The sequence below is a fragment of the Levilactobacillus fujinensis genome (genome assembly GCF_003946335.1).
GTDB lineage: Bacteria > Bacillota > Bacilli > Lactobacillales > Lactobacillaceae > Levilactobacillus > Levilactobacillus fujinensis.
In genome coordinates this window covers 42887-56747 of record NZ_RHNX01000007.1, presented here as the reverse complement: position 1 = coordinate 56747, position 13861 = coordinate 42887, and the positions used below count along the sequence as shown (strand labels likewise).

The window sequence follows — 13861 nt, the reverse complement described above, 5'->3', positions numbered from 1 at the left end:
ACATGATCAGTGAGGATAGAAAACGATGGATACTAGACATGCATCATAAAACTAAATTAACTGATTTCCCTAGCTTTGAATTTGAAGATGACAGCGGTAAATATCCTAAATGGATTGATGAGCTGAGTGCTGAGGAATTAGATTGGTACTCAGATTATGTTGATTCAATGACTGAAACAGAATATATAAATAGCTTAGCTAAGTAGACTAGCGCCCGACGAACATGTTGAGTGCTATTTTTATACCCTGATTTGTCCCCAGCATGACGTAAAACTGCTTTTTGTTTTGCCTCAATCGAGGTCGCACCTCGTAAATCTAGCGAGAGAGGATGTTTGAAATGAAACGAGAATTTTTAAAGGGTTTGGACTTATCGGATGAACAAGTTGACGCCATCATGGCTGAACATGGTAAGGATGTGGAGACCTCTAAGTCACAGTTTACTGAATTGCAGACTGAGAACGAAAGTTTACACACTCAGATTGCTGACCGTGACAAGGATATCAAATCGCTCAAGAAGGATTCTGGTGACAATGAGGACCTATCCAAGCAACTGACCGACCTTCAAGACAAGTACAAGTCTGATACCGAGAGTCTGACTGCTCAATTGAGTCAAACAAAGCTTAATGGGGCACTGACCGCGGCACTGACGGGTGCCAAGGTGCGCAATCCTAAGGCTGTGGAAGGTTTGCTTGATATGGATAAGGTCAAGTTCACTGATGAAGGAAAGCTAGAAGGCCTAGACGACCAGCTCAGCGCACTTAAGGAGTCTGACGGGTACTTGTTCGATGAAGGACAGAAGGCCGGCTACGAGCCTAAGGGTGGCAATGGTTCTGACGATAATAATCAAGTTCAAACCCTAGTTGATGCATTCAAATAGCAGAAAGAAGGAAATAAAATATGGCAACAATTAATTATGCTGAGGCTTACCAACAGGCTATTCAGCAAGCATTCTACGATGGTCACTTATTCTCAGCTAGTCTGTGGAACTCTCCATCTAATAGCGTTATCAAGTTTGACGGTGCTAAGCATATCAAGGTACCTCGCCTGACGATTGATGAAGGGCGTCGAGACCGAGCACGTCGAACGATTACACAGCCAAACGCAAACTATTCTAACGATTGGGACAGTTACGAGCTGACCAATGAACGTTACTGGAGCACGCTGGTTGACCCATCCGATGTGGATGAATCCAACATGGTTATCTCTATCGCTAATATCACCAAACAGTTCAACCTTGACGAAAAGATGCCTGAAATGGACCGTCAAATGTTCTCCAAGCTATATCAAGAAAAGTTAGCGGCCGCTGATGGTGGTCTGCACACTGATACGCTCGATGAAAAGAACATTCTGTCTGCCTTCGATGACATGATGGTCAACTTCGATGAACAACGGATTCCGCAAAACAACCGGGTGCTGTACCTGACTCCTAAGAACAATGCCATCTTGAAGCGTGCGGAAGCTATGAACCGCGAACTGAATCTTAAGGACCCTAACAACGTTCAACGGACAGTCTACAGCATTGATGATGTGACTATCGTAGTCGTTCCATCTGACCTTATGCAGACGGCGTTCGACTTTACGGTTGGCTCCAAGGCTGTGGATGATGCTAAGCAAATCGAAATGTTCTTAATCTACAACGGGGTTCAAATTGCACCACAAAAGTACAGCTTCGTTGGCTTCGACGCTCCTAGCGCGGCTAATAGCGGTAACTACCTGTACTACGAACAAAGCTACGATGATGTTCTACTACTGAAGACCAAGACGAAGGGTATCGAGTTCGTTACGTCTGACAAGGTAGCTACCCCAAAAGCTTAGCGGCTCCTACCGCGATTAGTGTGAGCCCAAGCGAGGGCGGAGCCGACTTTACTGCGACAGGAGGTTAAATTATGATTTTAAACGTATATCAGGGCGAGATCCTGGTTGGTTCGGGGAAAGCCCCGGTCCACATTGATTTGCCAGCCAAGGCTTATGCCGCTGGTGAGTTCACTGGAGAACTGGTCGATGGTGATGGTGTCAAGACTGCTCGATTCGACTTCCCGGTAGTCACCATTACGGCACCAGCTGTCTTTGACCCAGCCGGTGACACTAAGCCGACCGATAGCAACACAGTGGCTGAGATTACCAGCTGGCTAGACGTTCACAGCATCGACCACAGTGGTAAGACGTTGAAGGCTGACTTGCTGGCGTTAGTGGGGTGATCTGATGGATAAACATCCACGGAGAGAAGAGCTACTGAAACAACTCAAGCTGTTTAACCCTGACGATGGGAGTAATCCTAGCTATCAGGTTATGTTGGAGTTCGGTTTCGACAAAGTGGTGCAGGATGTAGCAAACTACACGCACTTGCCCGTTACAGGACTTCCTGTTGAGCTTGACACAATTCTGTTGGGCTTGTGCCAGCAGTTTCTAGCTACACACCAATTGCTGACACCGGTAGCCGACCGTGAAGGAGATGTGAAGAGCCTCAATGAAGGCGATACGTCCGTTACTTTTAAGTCGATTAGCGAGGTGTACGCAGAGCTACAGTCGGTGAACTCACTGACCGATAACTACACAGCACAATTGAACTCATTTCGGGTGGTGAAACGATGAAGGCTGCATTTAATCGAATGGGAAGTCAACTCACTAAGCTGTGGTTTGATCGAGTGACTATCACTGGTGTCAAGACGGTCAAAGACGGCGCCTTCACCGACACTGTGCCTGTGATTATCGTTGAGAATGAACTGGCCAAAGTGATTCTCAAAGGACTCAAGGCTAGTGATCAGACATTCTTCGGGACTGACGCTTACGATGCCAAACTACTCATCAGAAATGGCTTAGAAATCCCTCCTGGTGCCGACATTGATGTCACTGATGTAAATGGTCAGGCGACACACTATAAGCGTGCCAGCAAGGGATATGCCGGATACGTGAGTCACCAAGAAGTAGCAATGGTTCGGGATGAGAAAGCTAGTGAGGAGGTGGAGTAGATGGGAGCGTTCACGATTGATGATGCTGAATTTCAAGCATGGGCTAAAGAGGTTCAAGCCAAGGCATCTAATGCCGCACAGCTAAAGTCTGAATTACAGCAATCGCTTAAGAGAGTGGGGGTTCAGGCTATGAGACGAGTTAGCAATTCTACTCCCGTTGATACTGGTAACTTGCGACGGGGATGGAACATTGAGGGGCCATTCATTGGTGGAACAATCATTTCGCTCCAATTGTCCAATAACGTTGAGTACGCGCCATTCATTGAAAATGGTCACCGGACGAGAGGTGGGGGCGGTTGGGTCGAAGGACGATTCATGCTACGCGATACTGTGGAAGCTGTTTCCGGTGAGTTGCCGGGGTTATTGACTCCAGGATTTATGAGGGCAATGGAGGGACTGTTGTAATTGAATATTATCGAGCGCATTGGACAACTTCTAGCGAGTATCTCGCCGGGATTGCCCGTTTATCGTGAGAACCAGAAAGGCGGCTTTAAGGAACCGTCTTTTTATGTGTCTGCGATTGGAAGTCGGGGCCAACCAGAATTGTTTGGGCGGCAGAAACGAACTCATGGTTATCAAGTGGTTTACTTCCCAGACCCAAATAAGCCAAACCAGGACATGGAGAGAATGGAGCAAATACTGCTAGACAAGTTTCTGGTTCTCCCTGAGTTCGCCTATATTCGGGATCGTAACTTTAGCCGGGTAGATGGAACACTGACAGTAGACTTTAACATCATTTTCTGGGCCCAACCGGTGGAAGGCGGTCTCAAACTAAAAACTATGGAATATCATGGAGTGATTGCATATGACAAATAGCTTTAGCAAAGCTTCTCTGGTTGACAGTAAAACATTTAAACCTATCGAACGTGACATCTTATCAATGAAACTTGTAGATAGCAAGATGTATACGATTAGCGAAGCAAAGAAAATTATCAAAGCATTTAAAGGAGGAATTTAAATGGCTGGAGGAACATGGACTAAACAGAATAAGCAACGTCCCGGTGCCTATATCAACACAAAAGCGATTGCCCAGACTAAACCAGATACTAGTCTAGGACGGGTCTTACTGATTGGTGCGATGCAGACAGGCTGGGGTGCTCACGGAGTCATTCCACTGGAGATTGAAAGTGACTTCAAGGCCCTCCTGGGAATTACTCTGGACGACCCCAAGTTGGTAGCTGTGAAAGAGGCATTGAAGGGTGCCGTCACCGTGCTTTATGTGAACATGAATCCAGGCGAGAAGGCAAAGATTTCCGATGCCGCTTTACCTTGGAGCTTCACTGCTAAGTATGCCGGTACCAAGGGGAACGACTTAACTGTATCAGTTGAGAAAGACCCTAACGATGAAACACTGGTCAACGTCAACACATTGTTTGGCACAGAACTGGTCGCGCAGCAGCAAGTGCGGACGACTACCGCTAGTGGGTTAGAATCCAATCCCTATGTGGACGTAGAATTTACCGGTGACATGACTACACCAACTGGTGATGCCTCTGCTACCACTGGCGGAGCTGAATTCTCTGCCACAGCTGGTAAGGCTAAGCTGGAAGCTTTGGCTGCTAGCACAACTTACAAGCTGACGGGTGGGACTACTGAGGACGCTGAAGATGAGCTTGATTTGATTGACAACGCTTTGAGTACTGAAAACTACAATGTGGTCACAACTGCGGGAATTGCAGCGGAGAACGTACTTCATGGACTTGTAGCGACCACAACGAAGCGGCTTCGAGAAAAAGAAGGTTACAAGATTCGTGCAGTAGTTCCAGCTCTAGAAGGTGGCACTAAGTACGACTATGAAGGTGTGTCAGTAGTCAACAATGGTGTCACGTTAGCTGATGGGACTGAACTGACTGCTACACAGGCAGCTGGTTGGGTTGCTGGGGCTTCTTCGGCTGCTAACGAGACAACTTCACTCACTTACGTTGCCTATCCTGATGCTGTGGCAGCTAATCCCAAGCGGAGCAACGAACAAACGATTGATGCGCTCAATGCCGGTCAGATTGTATTTACTACGCGCCGTGACGGTACTGTAGTGGTTGAGCAGGACATCAATTCTCTGGTCACTGAAACCAAAGATAAGTCTAAGGACTTCCGAAAGAACCGGGTAGTTCGGGTGCTAGACACGATTACTACTAATACACACGATGCTTTTGAATCACGATTCATTGGTAAGGTAGCGAACAACGATACGGGCCGCAGCTTGTTCAAGTCGGATCGTGTTTCATACCTGACAGGACTACAAGATGCTGGGGCAATCGATACCTTTTCTGCGGATGACTTAGTAATCAGTCCGGGTGAGGATTCCGACGCAGTAGTTGTGAATTTAGCAGTTACGCCATTGGATTCCATGGAAAAGCTGTACATGACCGTTAATGTAGGTTAGAAAGGGGAATTATATGTCATTTGATGGATTTTTAAATGGTCGGGACACTATTAGCACCAAGGATGCCAAAATCTTTACCACCATTGATGGTAACGTTCGGCTGATGTTTGAAGCTAATGCGTTCACGGCAAAAATTGAAAAGAACAAAGAAGATGTTCAAGTTTTAGGTAACCATTGGAAGAAAAAGAAGGTTACTTCCGTAGAAGGCACTGGGACTATGGGACAATACGTCATCAATTCCAACTGGCTGAAGTATGGGATTCCTTATACCGAAGGTGGTCGGGACTTGTACTTCGATGTAACTATGGTGATTGAGGACCCAACTTCACGAGCAGGTAAGCAGACGGTCCTTTTGACAGAAGTTAACTTGGATGATATTCCAATTGCTGATTTCGAGGCCGACGATGGTGTGATGGAACTTGAAAGCGACTTTACTTTTGAAGGTGTCAAGCTGATTGATGAATTCATGGGATTAGATTAGAAAATGGAGGGTAACTAATTATGACAGAACAAGTTCAACCACAAGCGAGTGTAGAAGATTTCCTTAAACAGAATGTGAATGTAGAAACAGCCACTGAAAAGGTTGAGTTCAAACGCTTTAAGTCGGCATTTGTAATCAAAGAATTAACCAATAAAAAGGTTGATGAATTGCGAGCAACAGCTACTACCAAAAAGAAAAATCCACAGACTGGTCAAGTTGAAAAGCATACGGACGAAATGAAAGTTGCCGAGGCAATGATGGTGGAATCCGTTGTAATCCCAAACCTGAACAGTAAGCAGCTTCAAGAAAGCTACGGTGATTTAGCGGACCCAGTTGGACTGCTTAAGGACATGCTGACTGTTGGGGAGTTGCAAGATTTAAGCTCTAAGGTTATGGCATTGTCCGGAATCAATCAGAACAACCTGAAAGATAAGACTGACGAAGTAAAAAAATAATCGCTGAGGGGCGTGGTGCGGAGTTTAACTACTATCACTACGCTATGAATGAGTACCATTGGTTACCCTCCCAATGGGCCGAGCTTTCTATGTATGAGAAGGCGTTGGTCATTGCAGGTATTGACATTCGAGTTAAGGAAGAGAAACGACAACAAAAGGAAGCAGAGAGAAGAGCCAAGTCTAAGGGTCGTCACCATTAGGCCCTTGGCTCTTTTCCTTTTGGCTTGGAAAGGAGGTAACGTATGGCAGGTTCAAATTCAGTTAGTGCAACGATTAAAATCAATGATGGCTTTACAGGACCATTAGATAAGCTGGCCGCTGGGTTAGCCAAGGGGTCAACTGGTATGAGTCGCTTGAAGAACGCGATGAGTAGCGGTGGACCGGAGAAGATGGCTAGTGGGTTTAATGGGCTGAACAATACGGTCGGGAAAACCGGTGGCATGTTTAAGCAGTTTCTAGGAGCTAATGTTATCGGTACTGGTATCACCAAGGGCATTGGCCTGATTGGTAGTGGGATTACCAGCATGGTCGGAGAGCTAAACGAGTCTTCAAAGGCTTGGCAAACTTTCGATGGGAACATGAGCATGATTGGTAAGAGCCCGGCACAAATTACCAAGACGAAGGGGAGCTTACAGAAGTATGCTCAGCAAACCATCTATTCAGCTTCTGATATGGCTTCCACATACAGTCAACTTGCCGCTGTGGGAACTAAGAACACTACGTCTTTGGTTAAAGGATTTGGTGGTTTAGCTGCCGCCTCATCCGATCCACAGCAAGCCATGAAAACTCTTAGTCAACAGGCAACCCAAGCTGCTGCCAAGCCACAGATTCAATGGGCTGACTTCAAACTTATGCTTGAACAGACGCCAGCCGGGATGGCGATGGTCGCTAAGACGATGCACAAAAGTACTGGTCAGCTGGTCAAAGATGTTCAAGCTGGGAAAGTTAAGACACAGGACTTCTTCGATGCGATTGCGAAGACTGGTACCAACAAACAATTCTCGAAGATGGCTACGCAGTACAAGACTGTTGGGCAAGCTATGGACGGCTTGCGAGAGACCATTGCTAATAAGATGCAGTCAGCTTTCGATAAGGTAGGCAAGGTCGGAATCAAAGCTATCAGTGGCATTACTGATAGTATCAGTAACGTCAATTTCGATGCATTGGGGAGCAAGATAGTTCCGGTGGTTAAAGGAATCGTTAGTGGTCTTCAAACGGCCGGGAAAGCAATTGGCTCATTCTTCAAATCTTTGGGAAATACTGGTGCTATGTCAGCAGTAACTTCGACACTAGGCTCAATTGGTAAGGCTTTTGGTAGTGTAATGGACAAGCTCAGTGGGAGCAGTAAGAAGGACCCGTTTGCTATGTTTAAGACACTAGGGAGTCTTACTGGTGGTGTGATTAAAGGTGCCGCTAACGGAATCAAAGCTATCGCGGATGTTATCGGGAAGCTTGATCCAACAGCTTTGAAGGTTCTTGGTGGTGCATTTCTAGCATTGAAGATGAGCACAAAAGGTCTGGTTATTACTGGTATCGTTGCTGGACTGACTGCTCTTAGTAAGTTGAGTCCGGGAACTCTGAATGGTATTGCAATGGCTATAGGTCTGGTTGCAACAGCCGTCCTGGCTTTTAAGGCTGCCAAGAATGTTGCAGATATAATAGGTGGAATTAGTAATTCAATTAGAGGATTAGGTTCCGGAGGTGGACTGGCTACCACAGCTAAGTCGGCGCCCAAAGCTGCTGCTGGATTCATTAAGCTGGGAGTATCGCTGATGATGGTTGGCGGGGCAGTCTTACTTGCTGGTGCTGGACTATGGTTGATTGCTAACGCCACAACTCAATTAGTTGCCGCCGGGTGGCCCGCAGTTGCTATGTTCTTTGGGATGGTACTTGCTGTGGCCGCTTTAGCAGCTGTGGTAACACTGCTGGGACCAGGTTTAGCTGCTGGCGCAGTTGGCTTTGTCATTCTTGGAGCCGCAATGCTTCTTATTGGGGCGGCAGTATTTATTGCGGCTGCTGGGATTACGATGCTGGCAACGCAGCTGCCAACCATTGCTACTTATGGAGCTTCGGCCGCGCTGGGATTAGTTCTATTAGGGGCAGCAATGGCAGTGTTTGGTGCCTTATCCATTGTGGCGGCTCTAGGACTGGTGCTTTTGGGTGCCGGGTTGATTGTAGTTGGTGTTGGATTCACCATTGCGGCTGTGGGAGCAATCCTGTTTGGTGCTGCAATGTTAATAGTGGCTGTTGGAGTTGCTCTGGCCGCGGCTGGTATGATGGTTCTCACCATTGCATTACCATTGATTGCTGCGTTCTCTATGGTTGCAGCTGTGGGCATGCTACTGATGGGCGCCGCATTGGTTATTGTAGCCGCAGTGGCGATGATTGCCGGAGCAGGGATGATGATTCTTGCACTAGCTCTCGTTATTGCAGCACCGTTGATGATGATTGCGGCTGCCGGTGCCGTTGCACTGGGTGCAGCTGCTATTGTGCTCGGAGCGGGACTGATGGTCGCTGGTGCAGGTTTGATGGTTGTGGCAGCAGGGTTACGAGCAGTGATTTCAGCCGTGTCCGCAATGGTATCAGCGTTTGTCAACGGAATCTCTCGCCTAATAAGCGCAGTGACTTCGGGTATGTCAAATGTCGTTTCAGCGGTACGAAGTGGAATGCAGAATGCAGTTAATGCAGCTAAGAGCTTTGGAAGTGCCTTATTTAATGCCGGTGTAGATTTAATTCAAGGACTGGTAAATGGTATTAAATCTATGGTTGGTAGAGCTGTGGCGGCTGTACAGAATGTTGCCAAAGGTGTCGTTAGTGCCGCAAAAAATGCCATGGGTATCGGCTCTCCTTCCAAGATTTTTAAGCAGTATGGTCGTTGGGTTGTAGAGGGTCTTGCGATTGGTTTAGGATCTAATCAGGCCGAAACTGCTTCTCGAAGCATGGCTATGGGAGTTGTTGGAGCAGCTGACGTGCTGAACCACGTGCCAATGGTTAGTCCTGGGGATATGCTAGCGGACGGATTTAATCGTGCGTATGATGCAGTTACTGGTGTCGCGTCGGCTATGCGCGGTGTTGGTGGTCAGACGATTGGCGTCAATGGTCAATTGAACACGGATCCTAATGTTCCACAATCAAGTCCGTTTGCGACTGGAACAGGGGCAAGTTCAACTGTAACTATTACTAATCATACGAATAACTCGAACGAACAGAACAGTGGCGCGACTACCGTTACATTTGCTCAAGGAGCTATTCAACTCACTGGTGGTGGCAATGGGAAACTTAATATTGATGAAATCCTGTCAGCTATTGAAACACACTTAGTCAATCTTAACGAACGGAGGGGATAACCAGTGAAATTCAATTTAACGGACAGTAAGAACAAGACGTTTGCATTACCGGTTAACCCCGCCGAAATTAATGTTGAATCGACGACTGACGACAAGACTATCACGGTGGTCAAACTAGGTGAAATCAGTCTGATTGGTCCCGAAAAGGTCAAGACGATTGAGCTCACTAGTACGATTCCAGTCAAGACAACCGGAGTCCACTATCTTAGTACTTCGAAGCCATACAAGAATGGTCAGACCTACATCGATAAGATCAATAAGATGTATAAAGCTAAGAAACCTATCCGACTGGTAGGCACTACCACCAAAATTAGCTTCAAGGGTACGATTTCGGACTTCAAGTATGGTATGACGGGTGGGAACGCTGACGAGTACACCTTCACGCTTAAACTGACTGAGTACAAAACTCATAAGGCCAAGAAAGTGAAGTCTAGCAAGAAAAAGAAGACCGCTAAGAAGGGCAAGTCCCGCTCAGCACCACCTAAAAAGGTGGGCCGCGGTTCGAAGGTAGTCGTCAATGGTCAGTTGCACCGTAGCTCGACTGGTAGTGGGGTTGGTGCGACTGAACGGAACGCGACTCGAAAGCTTACGCTGGTGGCCACCGGTGCCAAGTACCCGTATCACGTAGCAACGCTTAGTGGTGGCGCCCGTGGCTGGGTGTCTAAGTCGGCAGTAAAGGCGGTGTAAGTATGGCAGTAACTTTTTTTCAGTCACAGACACCGGGAAGTAAGACTAAATGGGACCTACGGGAGATTCTGGAATCAGATATCCAGTGGGTCACTGATATCGACTTTTCTGCTGGTCAGCTGACGTTTAAGCTAGTCGAAGTGGACGAAGGGTATACACCTAAGAATGGTGACAATATCTGGTTCAACTGGGACCATGATCATGTGTTCAAGGGAAAAGTCTTCAAGGTCGATTACGATGAGTCGGAAGTGTTCAGCGTAACAGCTTACGACTCACTCAGATACTTTAAGAATCAGGACTCATTGGTTCTGCCAGTATCGACTATCTCTCAGCGTTTTACCCGGGTAGCCAAGTTAGCCGGGGTGAAACATAAGGTTGTCAATAACTCTACTCATAAACTTGTGGCGGAAGTTGCCGACAGCAAGAGCTATTTCGATATGCTGAAAGCTTCCTTTAAAGCAACGCGACTGGCTACTGGGCACCGCTACTTCTTACGAGATAACTATGGGACTGTGGAATTACGACGGGCGCCGTACAAAAAGTTAACGAACATCATTGGTGACCAGTCACAACTGACTGGTTTTTCTTTTTCGAAGAGTATCGATGATACGGTCAATGTGGTGCGGGTGGTCCGGACTGATAAAAAGAAGAAGCAACAGACTTCTTCCACAGCCAAGACTAAGGCCAAGAAACAGACCGCAGCACAGAAAAAGGCAGCCGACGTGGCCAACACGAAGCTGACTACGGTGACTGCTGCTGGTGGGTCAGTGGAACGCTGGGGGAAACTTCAAGTGGTCGAAAAGGCCAAGGATAAAGCCAACGCCGCTCAGATGAAACAGAAAGCCAAGGATATCCTTAAGTCGAAGAACAAACAGGCCTACACGTTGAAGCTGACAACTATGGCTAACCTGAATGTAGTTGCTGGGAATGAAGCCATGGTTAAGGTAAAAAGCTTGAAGGATATTGGCTTAGGTAGCAAGTATTTGTTGATTACGAAGGCGACCCATACCTTTACCGGGACAACCGATACAGCTGAAATTGAAATGAAGGTGAGAATCTAATGGCTGGAGAGATTTTACTGGGCATGATTAACTCACGCGGTGGTTTGGATAGCGACTATTCGGACATCATTTTTGGCACGGTCGTTGATGACGCCCCACTTAAGATTCAGATATCCAATCAGATGACGCTGACTGATGCCTTTCTCAATTTAGGAATCGGGGTCACTAAGCACAAGGTGTGGATGAAGACTACTGGACGTAAGCGAGAAGATTTCAAAGCCCCGATTGAAGATGGCACACCGGCCACTAAGTACACTGAGTATGAAATCGATGGGCGCCTGAAGAGGGGCGATGGGGTCGCCATGATTCGCCAAGATGGCGGACAGCAATTTTATGTATTTGAAAAGCTAGGAGGTGACGTAGATGGATGATGAAGTAGACGAGGTTGAGACCGATGACGTTGTTGATGAGGTGCCGGACGAACTGGAAGAGGAGACGCTCTCCAGTTACACGTATCTAATCAAGAACGGCCACATCATGAGTATGACTGACGGCCGCAAAGCCATGGTACAAGCCGTGGATAAGATTCTCCGGACGGAACGGTTTGTCTATCCAATTTATGATGATCAATACGGGAATGACTTCGAAGAGTTACTTGGTAAAGACTTCGACTATGCCGAGGTCGAAGTTGACCGTATGCTGACTGAAGCTCTGGAGGCCGATGACCGGGTGACCGATGTGGCTGTTGATTCGATTGAGAAGATTGATTCAACGACGCTTAAGGTGATTGGGTCCTGTGAGACCATTTACGGCACGATTCCAGTAGAAAGCGAGGTGGGGTTAGATGAATCCGGAAGCACTGGCGACTGAGTTAGAGGCACACGACTTCGATTATTTTATGAATGACATGCTAGACGAGATTGACGATGACAAGGATAAACGGCAAGGGTCAATTATCTATGACGCGATGGCCCCAGCGGCTACTAAGCTGGCTGAAGAGTCCCTGTCATTAGCCAACATTGTCCGACTGACCTGGACACAAACGACCAATAGCGAGTTCTTAGATTGGCGAGCGGCTGAGCGTGGGGCTTCACGGCAACTAGCAACCGCTGCAGAGGTGATTGCTAAGTTCCTCGATGCCGATGGTAATCCTATCAGTAATGTAGCAGTTAGTGACCAGTTCGCAAGCGTTGGAGAAGAGCCTATCTTCTATCACGTCAAAGAGGTCAACACAGACCTGACAGCATTACTGGTAGCCGATGAGATCGGTACCCGTCCGAATGGGTATCAGGGACAGATTTTACCAGTAACGCCGAATGATGCGCTGAGTTGGGCTGAGATTACTTCGGTAGCGGTACCAGCCAAGGATGACGAGACTGACGACCACTTACGGGACCGAATTCTCTCTCCGGACGCTTACAACGCGTACGGTGGGAACATTGCGGACTACTTGGACATGTTGAGCAAGATTGAGTCTGTGGGTGCCGGTCAGGTCTATCCGACTTGGCGCGGTGGTAGCACGGTCAAACTGGTCATTGTGAATAACGACCTAAGAGCGGCTAGTCCTGAGTTGTTGAGTCAGGTCAAAGAGACTATTGACCCGGCGGACGCAGAAGGACAGGGCTACGGGTTAGCACCAATTGGACATGCGGTCACGATAGTTGCTCCCACAGAAGTGAGAGTGAATATTGAAACAACCGTATCAACAGCAACTAACACGACGTTAGAGGCAGTTAAACCACAGATTCTAGCTGGAATTGAGTCCTACTTCGACTTACGCCGCAAAGCTTGGGACGATGTGAATCAGAAGACCGGTCGGGGCTATTCTCTAACTGTTTACCGCTCACAGATTCTAGCGGAGGTCATGCGAGTTGACGGTGTAATCAATGCAACGCTGCCGGTTTTAAGCGGGACCGAGAATGATGTGGTAATGGTCTTCAATAATGAGGCTTCCCAACTTCCAGTAGTTGGTGAGGTGACGCTCAATGAGTAAGCTAGTGGATTACTTGCCAGATTACTATGACAAAGTAGTTGAGATGCAGAAGCTGATGGTTGGTGAACAGCCAGTGTTTGATGCGGTGAGTGAGCAGGCTGACCGGATTCTGCTGAACGAGTTTGTCATGGCTACTGATGTGGACGGATTGTCGATGTTCGAGAACCAATTCGGTATGGTGGCCAGCCCAACAGCCACAGTTGAATCCCGTCGATACGACATTCTGGTACGGATGTTACCGCCACGGCCGATTACGATTTGGTACTTCAAGGAGCTGGTCGCCTCGTTTGCTATTCCGGCTATGGTGGTTGTGGATTCGGTGAAGAGTCGAATTGACACGCTAAGTGAAGCACATGTAATCACAGCGGAACAGGTTGAACGACTAAAATACCTGTTGAACGTTTACACACCAAGCAATCTGGAGCAGCATATCAGGACTAGTTACGACGTAGAGAACCGGTTACCGGTGTACTTCGGTCAGGCGGCTAGTATCTGTATCAATTCAGCAGTCATGCCACAGGCAGTCAATTTTAGTTAGGAGGTAA

The 13861-nt window shown here is 47.5% G+C and carries 19 protein-coding genes; all 19 read left to right on the top strand.

What is annotated here, in order from left to right:
• The first annotated feature begins 2 nt into the window (after window positions 1-2).
• The 19 genes from EKM89_RS04200 (at window position 3) to EKM89_RS04115 (ending at window position 13854) form a co-directional block, all read left to right on the top strand.
• On the top strand, window positions 3-206 hold the full coding sequence (locus tag EKM89_RS04200; protein WP_125685987.1) for a hypothetical protein: 204 nt from the start codon (window positions 3-5) through the stop codon (window positions 204-206).
• A gap of 131 nt (window positions 207-337) precedes the next feature.
• On the top strand, window positions 338-877 hold the full coding sequence (locus EKM89_RS04195; RefSeq protein ID WP_125685985.1) for a phage scaffolding protein: 540 nt from the start codon (window positions 338-340) through the stop codon (window positions 875-877).
• Window positions 878-897: 20 nt separating this feature from the next.
• The gene (locus EKM89_RS04190) at window positions 898-1815 is read left to right on the top strand and encodes a capsid protein (RefSeq protein ID WP_125685983.1); all 918 of its coding nucleotides are present in this window, start codon (window positions 898-900) and stop codon (window positions 1813-1815) included.
• 71 nt (window positions 1816-1886) lie between these two features.
• Window positions 1887-2198: a hypothetical protein gene (locus tag EKM89_RS04185; RefSeq protein ID WP_125685981.1), complete on the top strand. Its 312-nt coding sequence runs from the start codon at window positions 1887-1889 to the stop codon at window positions 2196-2198.
• A gap of 4 nt (window positions 2199-2202) precedes the next feature.
• The gene (locus EKM89_RS04180) at window positions 2203-2592 is read left to right on the top strand and encodes a head-tail connector protein (protein WP_125685979.1); all 390 of its coding nucleotides are present in this window, start codon (window positions 2203-2205) and stop codon (window positions 2590-2592) included.
• Entirely contained in the window at window positions 2589-2969 is a 381-nt protein-coding gene (locus EKM89_RS04175; RefSeq protein WP_125685977.1) for a hypothetical protein, read from the top strand. The genes EKM89_RS04180 and EKM89_RS04175 overlap by 4 nt, the downstream gene beginning before the upstream one ends.
• A complete protein-coding gene (locus tag EKM89_RS04170; protein ID WP_125685975.1) occupies window positions 2970-3374 on the top strand; it encodes an HK97 gp10 family phage protein in 405 nt (134 codons plus the stop codon). It begins immediately after the preceding gene.
• Window positions 3375-3785, top strand: a complete 411-nt coding sequence (locus EKM89_RS04165) for a phage tail terminator family protein (RefSeq protein ID WP_125685973.1) — start codon at window positions 3375-3377, stop codon at window positions 3783-3785.
• Complete coding sequence (locus tag EKM89_RS14010; RefSeq protein ID WP_164510500.1) at window positions 3775-3927, top strand: hypothetical protein; 153 nt, start codon at window positions 3775-3777, stop codon at window positions 3925-3927. The genes EKM89_RS04165 and EKM89_RS14010 overlap by 11 nt, the downstream gene beginning before the upstream one ends.
• Entirely contained in the window at window positions 3928-5352 is a 1425-nt protein-coding gene (locus tag EKM89_RS04160) for a phage tail sheath family protein (protein WP_125685970.1), read from the top strand. It abuts the gene before it with no gap.
• Window positions 5353-5365: 13 nt separating this feature from the next.
• Window positions 5366-5833 (top strand): phage tail tube protein, encoded by a 468-nt coding sequence (locus EKM89_RS04155; protein ID WP_125685969.1) that lies wholly within the window; start codon window positions 5366-5368, stop codon window positions 5831-5833.
• A 20-nt stretch (window positions 5834-5853) separates the two neighbouring features.
• Entirely contained in the window at window positions 5854-6288 is a 435-nt protein-coding gene (locus EKM89_RS04150; protein ID WP_125685967.1) for a phage tail assembly chaperone, read from the top strand.
• Between the two features lie 242 nt (window positions 6289-6530).
• Window positions 6531-9635 (top strand): tape measure protein, encoded by a 3105-nt coding sequence (locus EKM89_RS04145; RefSeq protein WP_125685965.1) that lies wholly within the window; start codon window positions 6531-6533, stop codon window positions 9633-9635.
• Window positions 9636-9638: 3 nt separating this feature from the next.
• Window positions 9639-10322, top strand: a complete 684-nt coding sequence (locus EKM89_RS04140; protein WP_125685963.1) for a hypothetical protein — start codon at window positions 9639-9641, stop codon at window positions 10320-10322.
• A gap of 2 nt (window positions 10323-10324) precedes the next feature.
• The gene (locus tag EKM89_RS04135; protein WP_125685961.1) at window positions 10325-11383 is read left to right on the top strand and encodes an XkdQ/YqbQ family protein; all 1059 of its coding nucleotides are present in this window, start codon (window positions 10325-10327) and stop codon (window positions 11381-11383) included.
• Window positions 11383-11754, top strand: a complete 372-nt coding sequence (locus EKM89_RS04130) for a DUF2577 domain-containing protein (protein ID WP_125685959.1) — start codon at window positions 11383-11385, stop codon at window positions 11752-11754. The genes EKM89_RS04135 and EKM89_RS04130 overlap by 1 nt, the downstream gene beginning before the upstream one ends.
• Window positions 11747-12193, top strand: a complete 447-nt coding sequence (locus EKM89_RS04125) for a DUF2634 domain-containing protein (RefSeq protein WP_125685957.1) — start codon at window positions 11747-11749, stop codon at window positions 12191-12193. Before EKM89_RS04130 ends, EKM89_RS04125 begins: the two co-directional genes overlap by 8 nt.
• Window positions 12168-13316 (top strand): baseplate J/gp47 family protein, encoded by a 1149-nt coding sequence (locus EKM89_RS04120; RefSeq protein ID WP_125685955.1) that lies wholly within the window; start codon window positions 12168-12170, stop codon window positions 13314-13316. The genes EKM89_RS04125 and EKM89_RS04120 overlap by 26 nt, the downstream gene beginning before the upstream one ends.
• A complete protein-coding gene (locus tag EKM89_RS04115; protein ID WP_125685953.1) occupies window positions 13309-13854 on the top strand; it encodes a putative phage tail protein in 546 nt (181 codons plus the stop codon). The genes EKM89_RS04120 and EKM89_RS04115 overlap by 8 nt, the downstream gene beginning before the upstream one ends.
• Window positions 13855-13861 lie beyond the last annotated feature (7 nt).